Genomic DNA, 22726 nt, shown 5'->3' on the forward strand with positions numbered 1-22726 from the left:
ATAAAACAGCTTAAGCAAAGTAAACCAGGGCTTTTTGGAGAAACTGATGATGTATTCGATGATTCAACCGCAAACGCTTCATCCGCACAAATTCGGACTCCACCAGCCATCCGGAATGAACGAGGCGATCTATCAAGATGATCGCCCTTATGGCCGAGTCAATGAAGTGATTGCCCCGGCCTTCAGCAGCCTCAGCATCTGCCTGATCACACCGATCCTGTCGCAGCTGACCCGCAACCATGACGACCGCTGGCTTACCTTGATCGCCTCATCGGCCTTTACCAGCGAAATCAGCCATTGGCTGAAAAACGCCGATCTGAATACCAACAAACTGCTCATGCTGACAGCCGACACGTCTGATCAAGCGCTAAACCTCGCCTGCCGCGCATTAAGCAGTGGCAATAGCCATACGGTTGTTGCCTGGATAAACGACCTGTCTGAACAAGGTCTTGATCAACTGGAGCGAGCCGCTACGTTCGGAAAATCGGATGCCCTGGCGATTCGGGGCCGAAAAACCACTAACAAGCAACCCGTATTGCCTGATTTTTTCAGTGCAGCCTGCGCCCGATGAACAGAGAAGCCTCTGCTTCATCGACGCCGGTGGCAGCCTGCATCCCGGCATTAAGCATCACTTTGGCGACATCTAGATAGCGGTTATCAAGATAATCCAGCGCATCTGATGAAAACTTCAGAGTTAGTAGCGTGTTGTGATCATGGCGGGTTCTTAAAACAATCTCACCCTCGGAAATCTCAACAATTTCTAACACATATTCATCTGACATCTACACTGCTTTCCTGATTGCATGGCGAAGAAATGACCGGCACGGCGCGGAATCAGCAAAGGATACTGCCGCTTGCCATCACCATTCAACCATTTGCGACCGAACCCAGGCAATCATTGCTTTCAATGATTCATAAATTATTCGGTAGCTTTCAGGTACATCAGAAAATTTAACCGTATGACTGCCGACTTCCTTGAGTGGAATACACTCAACAGGTGCAGCTTCAACAACACCTGCTGCGGAAGGCAGCCAGCAGTCATCCCATTTCTTCAGCAATGCTGACAACCAGCTTTCCGGCGTTTCTTCAAGCTGTAGCAGCGCAGACAACTCCGCGACCGTTTTGCCATATTTCTCAACAACCAGAGCCGCCTGTTCAGCCGTTTCAGTGCTGACATCAATATCAGCCGCTTCCAGCATTTCTGCTAAAAGCGAGCGATAAGCGCCAACAGCATGAAACAGAAAGCTTTCCCGGCAAGCCTCACCTTCAACAGGCAAGGCTTTACTGGCCAGAAGGGCCTCCCAGTGATCGAGATTGAGACGGGCCATATGCAATTTCTGATTGGTTCTGACCCGCACGGACTGCTTCATGCCTGTTTTTTCTTCTTGGTCTGTTTTTCCTGCCAGCGGCCATCTTCGTAAAACGCCTGCCAGCCTGTTGACTTGCCATCCACTTCAGTCATGACGTACTGCTGACCGGTTTTACGACTAAACCGGATAATACTGGGATTACCATCAGGATCAGTAGCAGGTGCATCCAGAAGAAAATGATACTTGCTATCGATTTCTTTCCGGTGAGGAATTAACTCACTCACAAGTGGCGCACGGGTTTCCCGATTTTTCGGAAACTGGCTCGCCGCCAAGAAGAGACCTGACGCGCCATCACGCAGAATGTAGGTATCATCAACCTTAATACACCGCAGCTCCGGCATGGGCACAGGATCCATTTTCGGCGGCGCTGGCTGGCCATTTTTCAGCAGTTTACGGGTATTGCTGCACTCACTGTTGGTACAACCAAAATATTTACCAAACCGGCCGCTCTTCAGCTGCATTTCAGAGCCGCACTTGTCACATTCCAGCGTTGGGCCTTCATAACCCTTGATCTTGAACTGTCCCTTTTCAATTTCATAACCGTCACAATCCGGATTATTACCACAGATATGCAACTTGCGCTGTTCATCAATCAGGTAGCTGTCCATCGCTGTACCACACTTGCCACATCGATGCTTGGCACGGAGCGCATTCACTTCTGCGTTCTCGTCATCCGCATTGATAGCTTCTTCACCTGGCACCAGGTTGATCGTAGTCTTGCAGCGTTCTTTCGGCGGCAGGGTGTAACCAGAACATCCGAGGAATACACCTGTACTTGCTGTACGGATCTGCATATGACGACCGCAGGCCGGACATTCAATCGCTGTCAGTACAGGCTCGTTAGCACGCATACCACCATCGGTTTGCTCAGCCTGCTCCAGCTTCTGCTTGAATTCTGCGTAGAAGGCATCAAGCAGCTGCTTCCATTCTTTCTGGGATTCCGCCACTTCATCCAGACTCTCTTCCATCTTCGCAGTAAAGCTGTAGTCCAGAAGATCATGGAAGTTTTCTACCAGGCGGTCTGTGACGATATCGCCAATTTTTTCTGCATAAAACCGTCGATTCTTCAGCGATACGTAACCACGATCCTGAATCGTGGAAATAATCGACGCATAGGTCGACGGACGGCCAATACCTCGCTTCTCTAACTCCCTGACCAGCGCTGCTTCAGAAAAACGTGCAGGAGGACGAGTAAACAGCTGACGAGGATCCAGCTTATTAAGGTTCAGACTCTGCTGAGGCTGGATATCCGGCAAAATTACGTCTTCACCTTTCTTGGACAGTGGCGGAAGAACCCGGGTGAAGCCATCAAATTTCAGCGTACGCCCCTTGGTTTTCAGTTCAAACTGTCCTGCCTCAACGGTGATACTGGTGCTCAAATACCGTGCAGGCACCATCTGACAGGCAACAAACTGCCGCCAGATTAAGTCATACAAACGTTCGGCATCTTTCTCCAGTCCGGACAAGGTACCCGGCGAGGCATCAACATCAGAAGGACGAATGGCTTCGTGAGCTTCCTGTGCGCCATCCTTACTGGAATAGATATTGGGCTGATCGGGCAGATAATCCTGTCCAAAACGGCCATTAATATAATCACGCGCAGATGCCACTGCCTCAGCACTCAAATTGGTAGAGTCGGTTCGCATATACGTAATATGTCCCGCCTCATAGAGACGCTGAGCCAAGGTCATGGTCTTCTTGACACTGAATCCCAGCCGCGTACTGGCGGCCTGCTGAAGAGTCGACGTGATAAAAGGCGCCGGCGCTTTAGTAGTCGTCGGCTTGTCGTCCCGCGAACGTACCGTATAACCCGCAGACTTCAATAACGCGAGCGCGGCATCAGTCTGCGCTTTGCTGACGGGTCGGAAATTTTCACCGTTTTCTTTGGTGATCTGGAATCGTGCCGCGTCACCACTGCCCGTAGCAAGATCCGCATACACTTCCCAGAACTCTTCAGGTACGAACTTTCTGATTTCGCGTTCGCGCTCGACAATCAAGCGGACGGCAACTGATTGAACACGCCCAGCAGAAAGGCCTCGAGCTATTTTGGCCCAAAGTAATGGTGAAACCATGTAACCCACGACACGATCAAGAAAACGCCGTGCCTGTTGCGCATTGACGCGATCAATGTTCAGACGACCGGGGCTCTGGAAAGCCTCGTTAATGGCACTCTTGGTGATTTCATTGAACGTGACACGGCGATAGTCGGCTACGTCAGGACCGATGGTTTCCTGCAAGTGCCAGGCAATGGCCTCTCCCTCGCGATCCAAATCCGTTGCGAGATAAACGGTTTCAGCGGCCTGGGCTAAACGACGCAGTTCATCGACCACTTTCTCTTTGCCCGGCAGCACTTCGTAGTGTGCATCCCAACCGTTTTCAGGATCAATGCCCATACGGCCGATCAGCTGCTCACGCGCTTTCTGCTTCTTATGCTTTTCTTTCTGCTCAGGTGTCATCTTGCGGGTTTCAGCCGCTGCCTTCGCCCGCGCTTTCGGATCAACAGGCGTGCGAGAACCACTGCCGCTGACCGGAAGATCCCTGATATGGCCGACACTGGATTTGACGATAAAGTCTTTTCCCAGGTACTTGTTGATGGTTTTCGCCTTGGCGGGCGACTCCACAATGACCAGTGATTTACCCATACTGTTTTTCACATCCTGTTGCGGGTTCCTGCCTCACGGTTCAGATCGGGACAGGGGAGCTATGCAGATCGCGTCAATATATAAGGTTTAACATACGCCGGGTCAAGAAAGCGAGCCAGGTGACTGATTCAAAAGCGTTTTATCTTTTTTACCAACAAACCAGCCCGGAAAGCTACCCCGCCAAATCAATTAAGGGATACCTTCTTCACCGCACGAATGCAAACACTGTTAAAACCGAATCTAGTGAATCAATGCGAGATACGCCAATAACAGTACGGATTGAAACACTGACAACACAACCATCCCCCGTCACTTGCTGTCATGCCAGATGGAATGTCAGACAGCTGAATGGATAGCGTTTTCCAGAACAATGAGACAATCGATCGTCCCCACGGACAGCGATCTTTTTCGGCGGAAAACTCTACTCTATTTGTCAGGGTAAAAACAACAGACCCCGGCAAAAGGTTACCGGGGTCTGATTTATTTCACACTTTTGGACAACGCCTTATACGCGCTCGATCACCGTGGCAATGCCTTGCCCCAGGCCGATACACATGGTCGCGAGTCCCAGGGTGCCGTCTTTCCACTCAAGCACGTTCAGGAGGGTGCCAGTGATCCGCGCACCGGAACAGCCCAGAGGATGGCCCAATGCAATCGCACCACCATTGAGGTTGACACGATCATCAATCTTATCGAGCAGTTTGAGATCTTTGGCAACGGGCAATGCCTGCGCCGCAAACGCCTCATTCAGTTCAAAATAATCAATATCCTCAATAGACAAACCAGCGCGCTTCAGTGCTTTCTTGGTAGCCGGCACAGGACCATAGCCCATAATTGCCGCTTCACAGCCCGCCACAGCCATGGAACGAATCTTGGCGCGGATATTCAATCCTGCCGCCTGTGCGCGCTCCGCAGACATTACCAGCAGCGCTGCAGCGCCGTCAGACAGCGCTGAAGAAGACCCTGCAGTCACAGTACCGCCTTTCGGGTCAAAGACCGGCTTAAGGCTACTCAATGCATCCAGAGTGGCGTCCTGACGGATAACCTCATCGATCTCGCACTTCACCTTAAAACCGTTGGCATCATGACCTTCGATGGCTACGACTTCATTCTTCCAGCGACCTTCTACGGTAGCTTCCCAGGCTTTCTTGTGGGAGCGCAGCGCGAATTCATCCTGCTGCTGACGGTTAATACCGTGCATACGACCCAGCATCTCAGCCGTCAGGCCCATCATGTTGGAGGCTTTCGCGTAATGCTTGGAACCTTCCGGGTTCAGGTCGATACCATGGTCCATTTTTACGTGGCCCATGTGCTCTACACCGCCGACCACAAACACATCGCCGTTACCGGTAGCGATGCCCATGGCCGCAGTATGCAGCGCCTGCATGGAAGAGCCACACAGACGGTTAACGGTCTGTGCTGCCACTTCACGGGGCAGATCGGCCAGCATCGCGATATTACGGGCGATATTCATGCCCTGCTCTTTGGTCTGGTTCACACAACCCCAGATCACATCTTCTGTTTCGCGGGTGTTCCAGTTCGGGTTACGTGCCTTGAGGGCCTCAACCAACTCGGCAGACAGCTTTTCTGCCCGAACATTACGAAACTGTCCATCTCTGGACTTACCCATCGGTGTGCGGACCGCATCGACGATCACCGCATCTCTCGGATTCAGACTCATGTCGTTTGCTCCTGAATTCTTATCAGGCCCGGTACAGGCCGGGCCAGGCGTTATCTGTTACGGAATATCCTGAACAACCTTAAAAGAAGGTTTTCCCTTCAGCGGCCATTTTCCGGAGTCCTTCTGTTGCCTGGTACAGCGGTCCGAGGTCCGCATACTTGTCAGCCAGGGCAACAAACTCAGCAACGCCCATTTCATCGATATAACGCAGCGCACCACCGCGGAATGGCGGGAAGCCAATGCCGAAGATGAGGCCCATATCAGCATCCGCCGCGGTCTGGACAATGCCGTCTTCCAGGCAGCGAACCACTTCCAGACACATCGGGATCATCATACGCGCGATAATTTCATCGGCTTCAAAGTCACGACGATCAGCACATACCGGCGCAATCAGCTCATAGGTGCTTTCATCAACGACTTTCTTCGGCTTCCCACGCTTATCGGTTTCGTACTTGTAGAAACCAAGATTATTCTTCTGACCCAGACGGTTGTTTTCGAACATCACATCAACCGCGCTCTTGAAGTCACGCTTCATGCGGTCAGGGAATCCGTCTGCCATGACGCCCTCAGCATGCACACCGGTATCAATACCGACGACATCCATCAGGTAGGCAGGGCCCATCGGCCAGCCAAAGCGCTCCATGACTTTATCGACTTGTTGGAAGTCGGCACCGTCACGCAGCAATCCGGCAAAACCGCCGAAATAAGGGAAGAGGACTCGGTTTACCAGGAAGCCCGGGCAGTCATTCACAACAACCGGCGTCTTACCCATGGCCTTGGCATAGCTGACCACAGTGGCAATGGTTTCTTCACTGGTCTTTTCACCACGAATAACTTCCACCAGCGGCATCATGTGCACGGGGTTGAAGAAGTGCATGCCACAGAAGTTTTCTGGACGATCCAGCGCTTCTGACAGCGTATTGATGGAGATAGTTGAAGTGTTAGACGTCAGGATTGCATCATCACGAATTTGCTTTTCAGCCTCAGCAAGAACGGCATGCTTGACCTTAACATTTTCAACAACGGCTTCGACAATAACGTCAACTTCCTTGAAGTCACCGTAAGACAGAGTAGGAACAATGCGATTGAGGGTATCACCCATCTTCGCCGCATCCATCTTCTTACGTTCAACCCGCTTAGTCAGCAGCTTCTTCGCCTCATTCAGGCCCAGATCAATACCGGCCTGATTGATATCTTTCATGATAATCGGCGTGCCCTTGTAGGCAGACTGGTAAGCAATACCACCGCCCATGATACCGGCACCAAGAACAGCTGCCTGCTTAACGGGCTTAGCTTTTTTCTCGTAAGCCTTGGCAGTTTTCTTCAACGCCTGATCATTAAGGAACAAACCGATCAGGTTACTGGCAACGGAAGTCTTGGCCATTTTAACGAAGCCTTTTGCTTCAATTTCAATGGCTTGATCACGTTTCTTGCCAGCATGCTTCTGCATGACCTTGATGGCTTCTACCGGCGCCGGATAGTTAGGGCCAGCCTTACCGGCGACAAAACCGATGGCAGAGTTAAACGCCATCATCTGCTCCATGGGGGGCAGTTTGACCGCATCCAGTTTTTCCTGACGCTTGGCCATATAATCCAGCTCACCGGCACCTGCGCGCTTAACCAGATCAGTCGCGGCTTCCAGCAGTTGCTCAGGCTCAACCACCGCGTCTACTGCACCGACTTTCAGCGCCGCATCCGCACGGTTTTCGTTGCCCATGCAAATCCACTCGATGGCATTGTCCGCACCGACAACACGGGACAGACGAACTGTTCCCCCGAAGCCCGGGAACAGACCCAGCTTAACTTCCGGCAAACCCACCTTGGCTTTGGTGGACATCACCCGGTAGTCAGACGACAGACACATTTCAAATCCACCACCCAGGGCCATGCCATTGATGGCAGTAACTGTCGGCACAGGCAGGTCTTCAAAGTTGCTGAATACGGCATTTGCTTTCAGCACCCAGCCCATCAGCTCTTCTTCAGGCAGGGCAAAAGTATTGGTAAATTCAGTGATATCGGCGCCGACGATAAAGACGTCCTTGGAACTGGTGACAACCACACCCTTGACATCACTGCTGGCCCTGATGGCATCAGTGGCTTCATGCAGTTCTTTCAGGGTGGTCTGGTTGAACTTGTTGACGGACTCCCCTTGCAGGTCAAAATTCAACTGAGCAATGCCATCATCCAGCAACGTGACGGTGATGGCCTGGCCTTCGTAAATCATGAACGTTTCTCCACGTTTGTGCGACACTCTAGGCCTGTACAACAACCCACTGCAGCCGAGGTCCGCACCGGGCATTGAAGGATTTTTTCACTGCCATTCCCTGGCTACCTGTTCGTGTTCTGACAACCGATCGCATGCGATTCATACGACCGTTTGAATCCGGTGTGAAACCTTCACGGAAAAGCTACGTAATGTCAAGGGTGTTTTAGGTATTTACCGACATTCCCAGAAATAACAACCGAACAGAATGCCCTGCAAAATAGCAGTTCTATTCACTGGCTACTGCATCATTGTTATTAACGTTCAAAGATTCAGAGACAGGCATCTCGAAGTGTGGTCAAAACAGCGTGAAGCTGATCAACGGTGTTTTTATCGCCCCGCTCATCCCACAAAGCCACCACGCTCATTTGCCGGATGGTAATCTGGACAACACCGGATGGGAGTTCTCTCAGCAATCCAGTAATAGACTGCTGATTAAGGGCATCCGGTAATACCCAGGCATGATTTGTCTGACGCTGAAGAACAATAGGCACATGAATATTCAAAGAGCGTTCGGTTGGCAGGACGTACTCCATCCAGTGGATCTCCGGATCACAGGCGCCCGGGAGTTTCTCCAAATCCTTGCACTCACTGACGTTCATTTTTTTTGTGAAGGCCGCCTGACGAAACGCCATCTGCTGACGCTCTCGTTTTGATGGCATCAGCCACATCAAATTCCCTGCAATCACCGCCAAAATCAGTAAAACTATGAGCCAGATCATACACTTCTCAGCATTTTGTTTTAGTATGTTGATGTAAGTCTGCCTGCATGTCTCGGTTTCGGGCAAGGCCTGCCGGCAAAATCGGGCGGATAGACATCAGGAACAGCCTCTTTACGAACCGGAAAAGGAACATACAATGAGCCTGTACAAGCACGTTCTGGTAGCTGTCGACCTGACCGAGGAAGCTGATGAAGTGCTGAACAAGGCCCAGGCCATCGCCGAAGCCAATGAGGCCCGGCTGACTCTGGTCCATGTCGTGGAACCCCTCAGTGTTGCCTACGGCAGCGATATCCCCCTTGACCTGACGACCCTGCAGGATGAGATCACCCAACAAGCCCGTGAGCGCATTAACAAACTGGCCGACAAAATTAACATTGAAAAAGGTGATCAGCATGTAGTGTACGGTCGCCCCGAACGGGAAGTGCACCGCATTGCCGAAGAGCATGATATTGATCTGATCGTGGTGGGTAGCCATGGAAGACACGGTCTGGCCCTAATCCTGGGATCCACTTCAACCAGCATTCTCCACGGCGCCACTTGTGACGTCCTGGCCGTTCGTGTCGGCAAGTAACTCCTGTTATCACGTTAAAACAGGGTAGCCATCCACTGACTACCCTGTTCTCTTGACTACACTTCCTCCTGCCCGTTTCACTTCAATGAAGGTTAATCCCCCTATGAAGAAACCTGTACGTGTTGCCGTTACCGGCGCAGCGGGAAGCATCAGCCGAGCCCTGCTCTTCAGGATCGCCGCCGGCGACATGTTTGGTAGCGACCAGCCAGTTTATCTCCAATTGATCGAAGTCCCCCAGGCCATTGATGCCCTGAGGGGTATCGCCATGGAGCTGGAAGACTGCGCCTATCCGTTGATGCATTCGATCAGTCTGCATGACAACCCTGACAGTGGCTTTTCCGGTGCCCATTACGCGATCCTGATCGGTGCCAAACCCCGTGCGCAGGGTATGGAACGTAGCGACCTGCTGACGGCAAACGCCGAGATATTTTCTGTACAGGGTAAAGCGATCAATCGTTACGCCAACCCGGATGTCAGGGTGGTGGTGGTCGGCAATCCGGCTAATACCAATGCACTAATCGCCTGCAGTAATGCACCTGACCTCAGCCCGACACAATTCAGTGCTCTTACACGTCTGGATCACAACCGCGCTGTTGGCATTCTGGCCAGCAAAAAATCCTGTAACCCGCAGGACATTCGTAAAGTCATCGTCTGGGGCAATCATTCGCCCACCATGTACCCCGACCTCCACCACGCCATGATGCATGGAAACCCAGTCATGCCTCAGATTGATACCGAATGGTATCGCAACACCTACATTCCCCGCATTCAGAAACGAGGGGCTGAAATCATTCAGGTGTGCGGGCATTCCAGTACTTCATCAGCGGCGCAGGCCATTATCGACCATATGCATGACTGGGTGCACGGCACACGACAAAACGACTATATCAGTATGAGTGTCATGAGTGATGGCAGCTATGATGTCGAACAAGGGATATTTTTTTCATTCCCCGTACGATGCAACTATGGCAGGTATCAGATTATCAACGGTTTGGCACTAAACGATCTTTCAAGGGATTATTTTAAAATCACAGAAGAAGAATTACTGGAAGAAAGAAATGCCATTAAGCATCTGATACCCGATAACTATTGGCAACGTTTGTCCAATCATACCGATAAGGCCCCAAATAAAAAAACACCAGAACACTATCTGGGCCCCCGAAAAATTAACGATCGCATATAAAAGCTTGGATATGGCTCGCATTTCTGCGAGCCATTATGAATCTTTCTTCGTTTTTTCTGCTTGCCTTGCTAAGGTTTTGAAAGTATCCATGAGTTTTCCTGCCGCATTCAGCAAACGGAATTTGGATAACATAATATCAAACTCATGCCGGACGAATGTTTTTCTGGCCTGATACAGTTCCGTCGCGGTATTCAAAACATCCACCAGGGTCCGCTGTCCTAAATCGAATTGCTTGGTATAGGCATTTAATGTCTTGATGCTGTTATCGACATGTTCCTGCAGAAAAGGCTTTTGCTGTACCAGTGACTCGTACACATACCATGCCTGCTTAAGTTCAAGCACTAACCGACGGTGTGTTTTCTGCCGCTCTGCACGTATCAGTTGCGCCTGCGAGGCCGCTTGCCCCACCAATGCCTTATCAGCACCTCCACGATACAAGTTATATGACATGCTCAGCTTTGCCACATTGCTTTCATCATGGCCTGTCACCCCATCCGCATCACGGGTTCGCTGATGGGTAAACTCAACATTCACGCTAGGATAATAGACACTTTGACTGGCCTGATAGGCCGCATCAGCGCTGTTAACCTGTTCTTGCGAGGCCTTCATCAAGGGATGCGCATCTAACTGGTTCATGGCTTGATCCAGGGCCTTGAAACCCAGCGAAACCTGTTTAGGCATCACTAAATGACTGGCTTTACGATTAACTACAGAGATATAACTACTGAGTGCTCGATCCAGTTCACTTTTTGCGCTGACAACAAATGCCCTGGCCTGAGAGGTTCGACCGCTTATCTGTGCCAGATCCGACTCACTCGCCAGGCCCTGATTAAATAAACTGGTTATCTGTTTTTTGGTTTTTTCATGCAGATCGCGGTTTGTTTCAGCCAGTTCAAGCTGCTTCTTTTTTTCCAGTACACCGATATAAACTTCAGCCACTTTCAGCGCAATGGAACCCTGTGTATTGAGCGATTCATACACTCGGGCTCTGGAGCCATGATCATACTGCTCCATACGACGTAGCGTTTCAAACCCCTTAAATACATTTTGCCGGATAACCAGAGAAGACTCATTTCTTTCAATATTTTCTTTATCATTGCCATTACTGCGGGTACTGGGACTGTCCTTTCTCTGAACACCTATAGCAGCATTTAAATCCATGGTCGGATAAAGACCTGCCTCACTTTGATCAGCTTTCAGACTTTCTGTTTTTGTACGGCTTTTTGCAGCAAGAATATCAGGGTGTTCTTTCAGGGTAATAACAACCGCTTCCTCCAGTGTTGTAGCACTGGAAGTTACTGTCCAAACTGGCAACAGCCAGAATAGAGCACATCCAATTATTAAGCGTCTGTTAATCATACAATTCCCTGAAGTGCAGAACGCTTACCCTTAACGACTCATACAACTCAAACACACCTTAAAAACCAAAACAGTACGACTAAAAATAAAAACGCATCAAACAAACCAGTCAAAAAGCATTGTTTTCTATCTTTCCGTCAACGCTACTTTTCTGGCTCTTAAAATAGGCTTCATTAAATATTCCAGAACGGTTTTCTTACCCGTCATAATATCAACTTCAGCCTGCATGCCAGGAATGATAGGCAACTGCTTTTCACGGGTTCCAAAATAGGACTTCTCCGTTCTGACCTGCGCCAGGTAGTAATAACTGCCGTCCTCTTCTTCCAGCGCATCCGGACTGACATGTACGACTTCTCCCGTTAAGCCGCCATACACCGTAAAGTCATACGCGGTAAACCTGACCATGGCTTTCAGTTCCTGCCGCATAAAGGCGATGTCTTTTGCAGGCACCTTCACTTCAACCAGCAGAGAGTCATCCACCGGAATGATATCAACCAGCTCCATGCCGGGATCAACAACACCACCAATCGTATTGATATGAATCTTTTTCACTACACCATCGACTGGAGAGCGCACAATGGTTCTGGCTACACGATCCTTCAGCGAATTTCGGTTCACCGTTAACTGAGCCAGCTTCAGCTCCGCTGTTTTCAGTTCATCAATGGCTTTTTCACGAAACTGAAGGCTCAACTCCTCCCGTTTTCCCTGCGCCTGGCTCCAGGCCGCCTCGAGCTTGGGAATTGAGTGCCTGGCATCAGCGAGCTGACTCTCAATTTCACTGACCTTCTGCTCCAGTCTCAATAATTGAACTTTGGAAACCACCCCCTCTTCTGCCATGGGTCTGGTGAGGTCATACTCCTTTTCCATTAATGCATAGCTTTTTTCCAGATGAGTATGCTTTGCGCGTACCGACTCAAGCTCCTGAAATATTTTCTCAACTTCCTGCTCGGCTATCATCAACCCCTGATCCAGGGTTCGTATGCGGCTATCGTAAAAATCACGTTCGCGGTGAATGTATTCCAGATAACCACTCAGTTCATCAGGGAAGCTAAGTGGTTCACCATTGACTTCTGCATCAAGTCGCACAACTTTCGCAAACTCACTGAAATATTCGAGCTCATTCTCTCTAAACTTGGCGGAAAAATGGACGTCATCCAACTGCAATAACGGCTGACCTGACCGAACCTGATCCCCATCTTTCACATAGATTTTTTTGATAATCCCCCCTTCCAGATTTTCAACAATCTGTAAGCGAGACGAAGGAATCACCGTACCTGCTCCCCGGGTGATTTCATCCAGTTCAGCATAAGAAGCCCAGACCAATGCCGTTACAATAAGCACTGTGCCGGTGATACTGACGAATACCGTGACATAAGACGAATCCTGCAAAGAAACCTCAATAGATTCCGATTTGAATTCGCTTTCTTCCGAACGGGTGAAGAAGTTTTTTATCACACGGGGATTACTCACCAGCAGCTTGATGAAATCAACAGCCAGACTCACCAGCCTGAGGCCCACTCCCTTCAGGCGGTACGCGACAGGCGCTATCATCTGAATCAACTTCTGCAATTGTTCTCTCATAATCATCAAGCTAACTGATAACAATTTTCCCGTGTTTTAACGCTTCCATGACCTGACTCTTTGAACCATCGGCAACAATACGCCCCCGATCAATAACGATCAGACGATCCACGAGATCAAGCAGTGACATCCGGTGTGTCACAAGCACTAATGTCTTATTACTGCAATATTGCTGCAGTTGATCCTTGATCAACTGCTCTGACTTGTGATCCATGGAACTTGTGGGTTCATCCAACACCATAATGGACGGATCATGCATAAATGCTCTGGCAACTGCGATAGCCTGGCGTTGTCCACCCGAAAGATTCGCACCCCGCTCCGTTACGGGCATGTCCATGCCTTCGGGATGAATATTGGTGAAATCCGTTACACCCGCCATTTTAGCTGCCCGAACGACGGCTTCATCATCAGCCGCTCCTGCGCCCAGCGTGATATTTTCGCGAACTGTGCCATAGAAAAGGTTGATATCCTGTGGGACACAACCTATCACCTTGCGCAAGGTCACCGGATCAATGAGCGTGGCATCCAGACCATCGAGACGAATCAAACCACTGGTGGGTGGGTAGAGTCCAAGCAGCATTTTTCCAAGGGTCGATTTTCCAGAGCCAATACGACCGATAATGCCAACCTTCTCGCCAGCCTTGATGGACAACGTAATGTCTTCCAGAGTATTGAGCTTCTGGTCAGGGTAGGCAAAGGTAACCTGTTCCAATTCCAGATCGCCGGAAACGTTATCAAGATTGACATAATGCCTGTCCGGGCTGCGCCGCCTGGGCATGTTCATGATATTGTCCAGCCCGGCCAACGCCGTTTTTGACTGATAAAAACGAGTCAAAAGACTGACCAGCTGGGACATTGGCGCCATGCTCCTGCCCGCCAGCATATTACAGGCAATCAATGCTCCCATTGAAAGAGAGTGATCAGCAATCATGTAAACGCCCGCTGCGATCAATACCACCGTACTGCATTGCTGGATAAACCCTGCGACCATGGACGTTGAATGGCTCAGCATCTTGCTCTTGACGCCCCACTTCGCAAGAAACCCTATGTGTTTTTCCCACTCATGCTGAATTTTGGATTCCGCACCATATAGCTGAATGGTTTCCAGCCCTATGAGACTTTCAATCAAGGTTGCATTCTTGGCCGATGATGAGCGGTAGGTTTTTTCAATGGAATTGCGTAATGCCGGTTGAATCAACAGGCAATAGGCAACAATCAGGATCATCGCAACAATGGGTATCACCACCAGCCATCCCCCGATAATGCCGATGACGGTCAAAATAATGATTGCACAGGGTATATCGATCAAACTGGCTATGGTTGACGATGCGATAAAGTCCCGAACGCTTTCAAAATCCTGCATACTTCTGGCAAATGAACCAACAGAGTTGGGCCGTGACGTCATTTCCAGCCCCAAAACCTGGCTCATGATTCGGGACGACAAAATAATGTCAGCCTTCTTGCCCGCCTTATCCAGCGCATAAAAGCGCAACCATTTGACCAGGAAATCAAAACCGAAGGCGATCAACACACCGGTAACCAGTACCCAGAGCGTCTCAAATGCGTTATTGGGTACAACCCGGTCATAGACATTCATGACAAAGATCGGGCTGACAATCGCCAGAAAATTAATCATGATCGAGGTCAGCAGAACACTCTTATAGAGCGGTAATGAAACCGTCAGAGCACTCCAGAACCAGTGCTTGCCGTTATCATCCAATACCGAAGGAGAGCGATCATCAAAATGATGCTGCTGCTTAAGCAGCAGCATGACTCCCAGGTATTCTTCGGAAAACTGCTCAAAATCAATATCCTGGATATCATCTGTCAGCGACGGGATAACGACACTGACTTTTTGTTCCTGATGGTCAATATCCATCAGCACACAAGCCTGACCATTACGCAGCACCAGCACCGCCGGGCATGCCAAACGGGGTATATCCACCAGCTTTTTACGAATCTGACTTGTTACAAAGCCCGCCTGTTCGGCTGCCCGGTTAAACAGGTCAACGGTAAAAGGCTCATCCGATAACGGCAACCCGGCAGTGATTGACTCAACACTATCGGCCCTGTCGGCCAAACGGCAAATCTTGACCAGGCAGAGCAGCAGCGGGTCTGTATACCGGTTTCCTTCGCGCTCTGATTGTTGTGGCGATGATGACGCATCCATGGAATAACCTGCAGCATCCTAACAACTGTTTCACTACGACTTCTTTCCTTATACCAATCAGAGTAAACAAGTTTATTATCGAGAAACGAACTTTCATTAAGTTTGTCTATGAAAACAGCAAATAGCCGTCAGCATGGCACAAGCAATGACATGCAGACTGAAAAAATGCCTGATATTTGGCATGAATGCCTGTACTTAGCATCAGTCAACCGCAACCCTAACCCACAACTGTATATGTATACATGCATAACCATGGATAAATTACACAATGACCCACAGGACACTACGAATTGCGAATATACGGGGAATATGTTGGGAAATCACCGACAGATCGTCTACAATAGCCATCTTATAGCTACGTTGAGATGCAACAGTCAAAGGATTACACTTCTTGCTGTTTCAAAGACCTGAACCCTTTCCGTTAAAGACCATTCTCTAAGGAAGCCATCATATCCATGAGTGAGCAGCTGTTTCGCGCTGAGCTAGCAAACCGACTCGAGTACTATCTGAGCGTCGATGAGAAAATCAGGAAAATTTACGAGTCCAACGAGAAGAGCATTCGGGATGAACTCAATCAGCTGAAAAGCCGCGTTCAGACCCTTGAAACTGAAAATGAAAAACTCAAGAGCAGAAATAGCGAGTTATTTGATGATAACCGCAGCATGAAAGATGGGCTTGAAACAGCCCAGACGTCAGCCAGCACCAACGAAAAAGATGCTGCCAGCCTGCGGCGCAAACTTGAAACCGCAGAGAAAAAACTGGCTACATTTGAGACGGAAACCAACAAGCTGAAGCGTGAGCAGAAAACACTTAAAGCATTGGAGCCGGAAAAACTCAAGAAGAAATTCAATGATGCCAGCCAGGAACTGAAAAAGCAGAAGAAACTGGTTGATCAAATCAGTAAAGAGAGCCGCGAACGCAAGCGTCGAATTGACGAGCTTACCGCGGAACTGGAATCAAGCAACAAAGAGCGTGACGAGCTGAAAGAACAGCTTGAGAACACACAGACATCAACATCCAGCAAAGCTCAGCAACCGGTTGCAGAAGCTGAACCTGCCTGACATCTGATCATCTCGAAGCCGGACAATAAGCCCCACTGACTGCTGCGCCAAGCAAATGGGGCTCATACTACGAACAATCGATTGCCAGCCCATCTAACACCGTGTATTGCACGGGTTGGTCTGGTCGTCATACTGCGTGACATCCTGTGCAAGATAACCTAACCCGTTGACCTACCCCCTGCGGTATGGCTACAGCCTGTTTGCATCCAAGATACTATGCCAGACCTCCATATTAAAAATGCGTCATTGCGCTATAACAGTAAACCTGTTTTTGAAAACTTGTGCTTAACGCTGTCTGCTAACCAATGGACGTGCCTTCTAGGCACCAGTGGTGTTGGCAAGTCGAGCCTGCTGCGCTTGATAGCCGGTCTTGAATTTAGCAGTGGAGCGGAAGTCCATGGAACTATCACCTGTTCCGACGGCCTGTCATCACAAAAACGCATCGCATGGATGGCTCAACAGGATTTTCTACTTCCCTGGCTGACAGTTATTGACAATGTCATGCTAGGTTGCCGGCTAAGAAACGAATCACTATCAAAAGAAAAGGTTGATCGTGCTAATCACCTGCTATTATCCGTTGGCTTGCATCAGCATACATCAGCCTATCCAAGGGAGCTGTCTGGTGGACAGCGTCAACGTGTCGCATTAGCAAGAACACTCATGGAGGATCGTCCATTTGTACTGATGGACGAACCGTTTGCCGCCGTGGATGCTGTCACACGCCTGAAGCTTCAGGATCTTGCCAGTGACTTACTCTTAAACCGCACGATCCTGATGATTACCCACGACCCACTGGAAGCCCTGCGCCTGGGACATGCTGTCTACCACCTTCAGGGAAGTCCGGCCAAATTAACAGATCCCATATACCCTAACGGATTACCGCCACGCTCTCTTGACAACGAGCAACTGATGGCATTGCACGGCCATATTCTTGAAAAACTACGGCATGAGGGGCACCGGGATGCGGACTAAGATAACGCGCAGCGTTGTTCTTGTACTGGGACTGATTCTGGGTTGGCACATACTCGTCAGTGTGTTTTCCCTACCCTCATGGATTTTACCCAGACCCAGTGATGTCGCACTGAGCTTATACCAGAATCGCAGTATTCTTCTTTATCACAGCGTCATCACCGCCAGCGAGATTTTGCTTGGTACACTGCTTGGTGTCACGGCAGGCATTTTATTTGCACTCGCACTGCTCTACTTCAGACGTTTTGGTCAGTGGCTGCTTCCCGTACTCATCATCAGCCAGGCGATACCCACTTTTGCCCTGGCGCCTGTACTGATGCTGTGGCTCGGATATGGTCTGGCGTCTAAAGTGGCTATGGCAGCGATTGCTTTATTTTTTCCCGTAACCATGTGCTGTTATGACGGACTACGACATACGCAACAGGAGTGGCTTGATCTTGCCAAAACCATGGGGGCAAGCCCATACAGCACACTCCGGCTTATCCGCTGGCCCGCCGCAATGCCAGTCCTGGCCGCCGGGCTCCGAATTGCCGTTGTGATCGCCCCGATCGGCGCCGTGGTAGGCGAATGGGTAGGCTCCAGTGCCGGGCTTGGGTATTACATGCTACAGGCTAATGCCCGTCTGATGATCAGTGAACTCTTTGCCGCACTGGTTGTACTGGCTATTTTCACGATTATCTTCTATTTCGTGATTGACGGACTCACCAAAAAACTCGTGCCCTGGCAACCTGAGACAGCCAGCATTTATCAATAATGGTCCTTCCTTTTTCTATCACCCACTTTAATTCACTGCATAGATCCCATGAAACAAATCAACTATCCAATCCTTGCCCTTTTGACATTACTATCCTTGCTTTTGGGTAATGCTCACGCGAGTTCGGCGACACAGGAACAAGGTAAGGCAGACAGAGTCACATTGATGCTGGAGTGGTTCGTTAACCCGGACCATGGACCAATCATCATAGCGCAACAAAAAGGATTTTTTGCCGAGGAAAACCTCGACGTGACCATTCAGGAACCAGCGGAACCCAGCCTGCCAATCAAGCTACTGGCAGCCGGCGAAGTTGATATGGCAGTCATTTACAGCGAACAACTGGTAAAATCTTCCCTCAATAAACTCCCGGTGCGATGGGCCGGAACACTGATAGAAACCCCGCTCAACTGCCTGATCGTTCTGGAAGATGGACCGATTAAAACCCTGAAAGACCTGAAAGGCAAAAACATCGGTGTTTCACTTTCCAGTGGTTATGAGAAACAGCTACTCGACGTGATGCTCGCCTCTTCCGGTTTAAGCTCGAAGGACGTCAATGTCATCAATGTAGGATGGGCCCTGACCGGATCACTGCTCAGTAAGCGTGTTGATGCCATACTGGATGGCTATCGAAACTTTGAGTTGAACCAGCTAAAACTTGAAGGCGCAAAGGGAAAGGCCTTTTATGTTGAGGAGTTCGGCGTCCCCCCCTATTCGGAACTCCTGTTCGCAGCGAACAACAAAAAAACAGATAACGAGATGATTCGCCGTTTTCTTCGCGCCATAGAAAAAAGCAGCCAATATATCATCAACCATCCCGATGAAGCGTGGAAGGATTTTGCCGCGTACGCTCCGGGAAACCTCGATACGCCACTGAACAAAATGGCCTGGAAGGATACTGTCAATCGCTTTGCATTACGGCCAGCCGCTATCGACCGACAGCGCTTTAAAAACTATGCCACCTATCTGCAACAGGTAGGGGCTATAAAAAACCTGCCGGATCTAAACACCATGCTGGCACCGCTCGACTAGCCACATGTCACTGGTGATAAGCCAGCAAATTCATTTCATGATCTGTAAACAGCCTGACGGGCATCCCCATCAGGCTGGCAAAAATAACCCGGAATGACAAAACATTCTGAACATAGTTCCGGGTTTCCTTGAAAGGTATCGTCTCAATCCAGATATCGAGTGGAAGATCACCCCGTTGTTCAATCCACCGCTTAACACGGCCAGGGCCAGCATTATAAGCTGCTGTCGCATACACCCGGTTACCGTCAAATGTCTTCTTCATATCCGCAAGGTAAGCTGTACCGAGCGCAATGTTCACCGAGGGGCGATACAAATCATAAGTTGCCTTATAAGCAATGCCGTAGTTACTGGCTGTCAGTTTCGCCGTTGCCGGCATCAGCTGCATCAACCCCCTGGCGCCCGCGCCCGATCGAGCCTTCGGATAAAATGCACTTTCCTGGCGGGCAACAGCCAGAGACCAGAGAGGGTCAACACTGAAGGTCGTAGCATTACGCTCGAATAACGGCATGGGATCCGGGACAGGAAAGCGTATTCCCAGCTCATCCCACATGGATTCACGTGCAGCGGTCATAATCGCCTGATTATGCCACTGCCAGCGATGCGCCAGACGTACCGCATGACGACGTTCCAGTTTTTCCAGCTGCTTCATCGCAGCAAACCATTCCTGCCGCGCCTGTAAGTCCCGTTGTAGCGCCAGGAGTTCTGCTATACGCCGGAAAGCCGGTCGAGTCTCCAGCGCCTGCAACCTTGCCTGATCAGGTGCTATTTCACTCTGCTCCAGGCCAAACACCGAATTATTTAACTCTGCCGCCAAAAAACCATAGAAACTACGACTGACGCCGAGCTGCGCAAGTGTCACAATATTTGCCTGCCCAGGTTGCGACATATGCCTTTGCGCCATCATGTTCCAATAGCGCCAGCGTGGTGTTGATTGCAGATTAACTGGCAACTTCACTATCAAGTTTGATACCTGTGACCAGTCCTGTTCCGCCAAAGCCAGCCTGACCCGCCACTCCGTAACCTCCGGATAGGCAAACATGGGATCAATCCAGTTGATCAGCGTTTCTGCATCAGGCTCAAAACGCTGGGCAATTCGCAGCGCAAGCCATTGATCCAGAGAGCGTTTTCGTTCTCCACGTAGATAGAAACGTTCACGATCCCTTAACCACACTCGCGTAGCCTGGGCTATATCAGTGCGGGCCAGTCGTTTAACACCGTAAACCAGAAGTGCCTCACGATTGACCAGATTGCGTCTTAAGAAAGTGTTTTTCGTTAATAATGCTGGATGCTGTCTTATTTTCCAAAAAACCTCGACACTCTGTTTGTGCTGCGCCCTGGTAATCTGTCGACTCACATAACGCGCTAATGTGATATTGCCCTCTTCTACAGCAAGCCAAAACCGTTTAAAGGCTAGCTCCGAGGTCAAGTGCCCTGCACGGCGCCAGAAAGTAAAAATCGGATCACACGCTTTCGGCTGGGAGTGTCCTGCCACCCACAGAGATTCAGCCAAAAGTAGTGCTTCCTTTCGCTTACCTGTAGCCAGCAATCCCTGCCCAAGATAGCACTGATAGCGATATCCACGAGGCTGTATGCTGTTATAACTGGCGATATAGTCAGACCAACGTTTCCTGGCGATCAATACATTGAGCCAGTCTGTTTCGAGCTGTCTTATGGCAGGCAAATCAGGGTATTTATGCCGCATGCCATCCACATCAGCCTGGGAAGCCCTGGGAAGCCGCTGACGCAATGCCTGTATTTCCAGATAGGGGAGCAGCGGATAATCGGCGAGGATAGACTGCCACTTACTTTGCCAGGGCAGCCCTTTTTTGATGTTTTTTTCTGCACTCAAGAAAGCTTTGCGCTGCTCCGCCAGATCAGTAGCATTCACTGACCCCACCGTCATGAGACTGACAAATAAAAAGATGAAATGCTGTATGCACCGTCTCATAGTCAGGAATCCGTTCCTTCTGAAACTGTCCATTACGGGTAAATACGGCTGCGTCATTACGACTCGACACTCCGTTCTACATTGAGCAACACGATAGTGGTTCATCATCCTTACCGAAACACTACCGTTCACCAGCTATCAGATAGCTCGCCACTCCTCACTTAATATAGCGGGTAACAGGTATTCAAGCCCTGTTCTAGCTACCAGGACGCGCCGGGATCTGAATATTCAATGCCAGAATATCCTGTTCTTCCTGCTTTTCCATCACAACCTCAATATCTTCATTGGATGGCATATCATAAAAACGGCGAACCAGCTCCATGATTTCGCTACGCAATCGCGCCAGCTCGGGCGACTCATCCCGCTGACGACGCTCATGGGCAATCACAATCTGCAAGCGTTCTTTACAGACACTGGCGCTTTTTTCCTGCTTTCCGAAGGTGAACCACTTATCAAACAGCATCTTTCACCCCCCGCGAAAAAACCTTCTCAAGGAAGGAAAGTTTCTTTCGACGGATATGGCGCAGCGGAACCTCTTTTCCCAGCAGCCGGTCAACCGCATCCATATAGGCCATGGCCGCGAGCGACTCATGCTCATGAACAACGGGCACCCCCTTGTTAGAGGCTTCCAGCACCTCCCTGCTCTCAAGGACCACCCCGAGAAGTGGGCAAGCCAAAATATCCACGACATCCTCAATGGAAAGCATCTGCCCTTCCGCTGCTCGCACAGGATCATAACGGGTAATCAACAAATGCTCCTTAACGGGATCCAATCCCTCCACTGCACGCCTGGAACGACTCTGGAGCAATCCTAAAATTCGATCAGAATCGCGTACTGATGAAACTTCCGGATTGACAACCACCACGGCCTCATCCGCATGATAGAGCGCATGAATCGCTCCCCGCTCGATCCCGGCAGGCGAATCACAGACAATGTAATCAAAGGTTTCTTTCAACGCATCAATAATCCGGGCAACGCCCTCATCCGTCAGGGCATCCTTATCCCGGGTCTGGGATGCAGCAAGGATATAAAGATTACTATTGTGTTTATCTTTTATCAGGGCCTGATTTAACGTAATACCGTCATTCATCACATTGACAATGTCGTATACGACCCGCCGCTCACACCCCATCACCAAATCAAGGTTTCTTAATCCGACATCAAAATCAATGACGCAGGTTTTAAAACCTCTGAGCGCCAGGCCCGAACTAATAGCGGCCGATGTGGTTGTTTTTCCGACGCCACCTTTCCCGGACGTCACTGTTATACACCGTCCTTTCACTGCCATCTCCTTGTACAGACAGTTGTCGTTATTACCGTTAACAATACATGGTTAATTAATAGAATTAAATTGGCTGGCAACAAAAGCTTTCCATTCTACCAAGAAAATGCCTTGTTTCTTTAACGTACATTCATTTCTCT

19 protein-coding genes are annotated in these 22726 nt (G+C 49.9%); 7 read left to right on the forward strand and 12 right to left on the reverse strand.

The genetic code is table 11. The features are described from left to right. Window positions 1-58 precede the first annotated feature (58 nt). Complete coding sequence (locus tag AC27K1_RS03475) at window positions 59-571, forward strand: SulA-like leucine-rich domain-containing protein (RefSeq protein ID WP_487148323.1); 513 nt, start codon at window positions 59-61, stop codon at window positions 569-571. Here AC27K1_RS03475 and AC27K1_RS03480 read toward each other — a convergent pair. The 6 genes from AC27K1_RS03480 to AC27K1_RS03505 form a co-directional block, all read right to left on the reverse strand. Then, window positions 549-782 (reverse strand): hypothetical protein, encoded by a 234-nt coding sequence (locus tag AC27K1_RS03480; protein WP_487148324.1) that lies wholly within the window; start codon window positions 780-782, stop codon window positions 549-551. The genes AC27K1_RS03475 and AC27K1_RS03480 overlap by 23 nt on opposite strands. A gap of 78 nt (window positions 783-860) precedes the next feature. Continuing rightward, complete coding sequence (locus AC27K1_RS03485; RefSeq protein ID WP_487148325.1) at window positions 861-1370, reverse strand: DUF6586 family protein; 510 nt, start codon at window positions 1368-1370, stop codon at window positions 861-863. After that, complete coding sequence (gene topA, locus AC27K1_RS03490; protein ID WP_487148327.1) at window positions 1367-4012, reverse strand: type I DNA topoisomerase; 2646 nt, start codon at window positions 4010-4012, stop codon at window positions 1367-1369. Before topA ends, AC27K1_RS03485 begins: the two co-directional genes overlap by 4 nt. Before the next feature lie 505 nt (window positions 4013-4517). After that, entirely contained in the window at window positions 4518-5693 is a 1176-nt protein-coding gene (gene fadA, locus AC27K1_RS03495; protein ID WP_487148328.1) for an acetyl-CoA C-acyltransferase FadA, read from the reverse strand. A 79-nt stretch (window positions 5694-5772) separates the two neighbouring features. After that, window positions 5773-7917, reverse strand: a complete 2145-nt coding sequence (gene fadB, locus AC27K1_RS03500; RefSeq protein WP_487148330.1) for a fatty acid oxidation complex subunit alpha FadB — start codon at window positions 7915-7917, stop codon at window positions 5773-5775. A gap of 311 nt (window positions 7918-8228) precedes the next feature. Next, the gene (locus AC27K1_RS03505) at window positions 8229-8678 is read right to left on the reverse strand and encodes a hypothetical protein (RefSeq protein WP_487148332.1); all 450 of its coding nucleotides are present in this window, start codon (window positions 8676-8678) and stop codon (window positions 8229-8231) included. Between the two features lie 136 nt (window positions 8679-8814). Here AC27K1_RS03505 and AC27K1_RS03510 point away from each other — a divergent pair, with 136 nt between their 5' ends. After that, on the forward strand, window positions 8815-9249 hold the full coding sequence (locus tag AC27K1_RS03510; RefSeq protein ID WP_487148333.1) for a universal stress protein: 435 nt from the start codon (window positions 8815-8817) through the stop codon (window positions 9247-9249). 103 nt (window positions 9250-9352) lie between these two features. After that, window positions 9353-10432, forward strand: coding sequence for a malate dehydrogenase (locus AC27K1_RS03515; protein ID WP_487148334.1), 1080 nt, complete (start codon window positions 9353-9355; stop codon window positions 10430-10432). Window positions 10433-10465: 33 nt separating this feature from the next. Here the strand turns inward: AC27K1_RS03515 and AC27K1_RS03520 are convergent, their stop codons facing one another. The 3 genes from AC27K1_RS03520 to AC27K1_RS03530 form a co-directional block, all read right to left on the reverse strand. After that, a complete protein-coding gene (locus AC27K1_RS03520; RefSeq protein WP_487148335.1) occupies window positions 10466-11791 on the reverse strand; it encodes a TolC family outer membrane protein in 1326 nt (441 codons plus the stop codon). A 126-nt stretch (window positions 11792-11917) separates the two neighbouring features. Continuing rightward, window positions 11918-13342, reverse strand: coding sequence for an HlyD family type I secretion periplasmic adaptor subunit (locus AC27K1_RS03525; protein ID WP_487148337.1), 1425 nt, complete (start codon window positions 13340-13342; stop codon window positions 11918-11920). 40 nt (window positions 13343-13382) lie between these two features. Then, a complete protein-coding gene (locus AC27K1_RS03530) occupies window positions 13383-15542 on the reverse strand; it encodes a type I secretion system permease/ATPase (RefSeq protein WP_487148339.1) in 2160 nt (719 codons plus the stop codon). A gap of 455 nt (window positions 15543-15997) precedes the next feature. Here AC27K1_RS03530 and AC27K1_RS03535 point away from each other — a divergent pair, with 455 nt between their 5' ends. The 4 genes from AC27K1_RS03535 (at window position 15998) to AC27K1_RS03550 (ending at window position 19355) form a co-directional block, all read left to right on the forward strand. Then, window positions 15998-16603 (forward strand): hypothetical protein, encoded by a 606-nt coding sequence (locus tag AC27K1_RS03535; protein WP_487148341.1) that lies wholly within the window; start codon window positions 15998-16000, stop codon window positions 16601-16603. 216 nt (window positions 16604-16819) lie between these two features. Continuing rightward, window positions 16820-17575, forward strand: a complete 756-nt coding sequence (locus AC27K1_RS03540; RefSeq protein ID WP_487148343.1) for an ABC transporter ATP-binding protein — start codon at window positions 16820-16822, stop codon at window positions 17573-17575. Next, entirely contained in the window at window positions 17565-18326 is a 762-nt protein-coding gene (locus AC27K1_RS03545; RefSeq protein ID WP_487148344.1) for an ABC transporter permease, read from the forward strand. Before AC27K1_RS03540 ends, AC27K1_RS03545 begins: the two co-directional genes overlap by 11 nt. A gap of 48 nt (window positions 18327-18374) precedes the next feature. Next, complete coding sequence (locus AC27K1_RS03550) at window positions 18375-19355, forward strand: ABC transporter substrate-binding protein (protein ID WP_487148346.1); 981 nt, start codon at window positions 18375-18377, stop codon at window positions 19353-19355. Window positions 19356-19362: 7 nt separating this feature from the next. Here AC27K1_RS03550 and AC27K1_RS03555 read toward each other — a convergent pair whose 3' ends face one another. The 3 genes from AC27K1_RS03555 to minD all read right to left on the reverse strand — a co-directional run bounded on the left by AC27K1_RS03555 (window position 19363) and on the right by minD (window position 22586). Then, entirely contained in the window at window positions 19363-21243 is a 1881-nt protein-coding gene (locus AC27K1_RS03555) for a transglycosylase SLT domain-containing protein (protein WP_487148348.1), read from the reverse strand. A 256-nt stretch (window positions 21244-21499) separates the two neighbouring features. Further along, window positions 21500-21766 (reverse strand): cell division topological specificity factor MinE, encoded by a 267-nt coding sequence (minE, locus tag AC27K1_RS03560; protein WP_487148350.1) that lies wholly within the window; start codon window positions 21764-21766, stop codon window positions 21500-21502. After that, window positions 21756-22586 (reverse strand): septum site-determining protein MinD, encoded by an 831-nt coding sequence (gene minD, locus AC27K1_RS03565; protein WP_487148352.1) that lies wholly within the window; start codon window positions 22584-22586, stop codon window positions 21756-21758. Before minD ends, minE begins: the two co-directional genes overlap by 11 nt. Window positions 22587-22726 lie beyond the last annotated feature (140 nt).

The sequence above is a fragment of the Kistimonas ophiarachnellae genome (genome assembly GCF_057552235.1).

What these genes read in the sequence shown, in the direction of transcription:
- minE (WP_487148350.1), bottom strand. Translation starts at nt 21,766, where the DNA reads ATGCTGTTTGATAAGTGGTTCACCTTCGGAAAGCAGGAAAAAAGCGCC.
- AC27K1_RS03535 (WP_487148341.1), top strand. Translation starts at nt 15,998, where the DNA reads ATGAGTGAGCAGCTGTTTCGCGCTGAGCTAGCAAACCGACTCGAGTAC.
- topA (WP_487148327.1), bottom strand. Translation starts at nt 4,012, where the DNA reads ATGGGTAAATCACTGGTCATTGTGGAGTCGCCCGCCAAGGCGAAAACC.
- AC27K1_RS03530 (WP_487148339.1), bottom strand. Translation starts at nt 15,542, where the DNA reads ATGGATGCGTCATCATCGCCACAACAATCAGAGCGCGAAGGAAACCGG.
- AC27K1_RS03485 (WP_487148325.1), bottom strand. Translation starts at nt 1,370, where the DNA reads ATGAAGCAGTCCGTGCGGGTCAGAACCAATCAGAAATTGCATATGGCC.
- AC27K1_RS03515 (WP_487148334.1), top strand. Translation starts at nt 9,353, where the DNA reads ATGAAGAAACCTGTACGTGTTGCCGTTACCGGCGCAGCGGGAAGCATC.
- AC27K1_RS03520 (WP_487148335.1), bottom strand. Translation starts at nt 11,791, where the DNA reads ATGATTAACAGACGCTTAATAATTGGATGTGCTCTATTCTGGCTGTTG.
- AC27K1_RS03525 (WP_487148337.1), bottom strand. Translation starts at nt 13,342, where the DNA reads ATGATAGCGCCTGTCGCGTACCGCCTGAAGGGAGTGGGCCTCAGGCTG.
- AC27K1_RS03510 (WP_487148333.1), top strand. Translation starts at nt 8,815, where the DNA reads ATGAGCCTGTACAAGCACGTTCTGGTAGCTGTCGACCTGACCGAGGAA.
- fadA (WP_487148328.1), bottom strand. Translation starts at nt 5,693, where the DNA reads ATGAGTCTGAATCCGAGAGATGCGGTGATCGTCGATGCGGTCCGCACA.
- AC27K1_RS03475 (WP_487148323.1), top strand. Translation starts at nt 59, where the DNA reads ATGATTCAACCGCAAACGCTTCATCCGCACAAATTCGGACTCCACCAG.
- AC27K1_RS03550 (WP_487148346.1), top strand. Translation starts at nt 18,375, where the DNA reads ATGAAACAAATCAACTATCCAATCCTTGCCCTTTTGACATTACTATCC.
- fadB (WP_487148330.1), bottom strand. Translation starts at nt 7,917, where the DNA reads ATGATTTACGAAGGCCAGGCCATCACCGTCACGTTGCTGGATGATGGC.
- AC27K1_RS03505 (WP_487148332.1), bottom strand. Translation starts at nt 8,678, where the DNA reads ATGATCTGGCTCATAGTTTTACTGATTTTGGCGGTGATTGCAGGGAAT.
- AC27K1_RS03540 (WP_487148343.1), top strand. Translation starts at nt 16,820, where the DNA reads ATGCCAGACCTCCATATTAAAAATGCGTCATTGCGCTATAACAGTAAA.
- AC27K1_RS03545 (WP_487148344.1), top strand. Translation starts at nt 17,565, where the DNA reads ATGCGGACTAAGATAACGCGCAGCGTTGTTCTTGTACTGGGACTGATT.
- AC27K1_RS03480 (WP_487148324.1), bottom strand. Translation starts at nt 782, where the DNA reads ATGTCAGATGAATATGTGTTAGAAATTGTTGAGATTTCCGAGGGTGAG.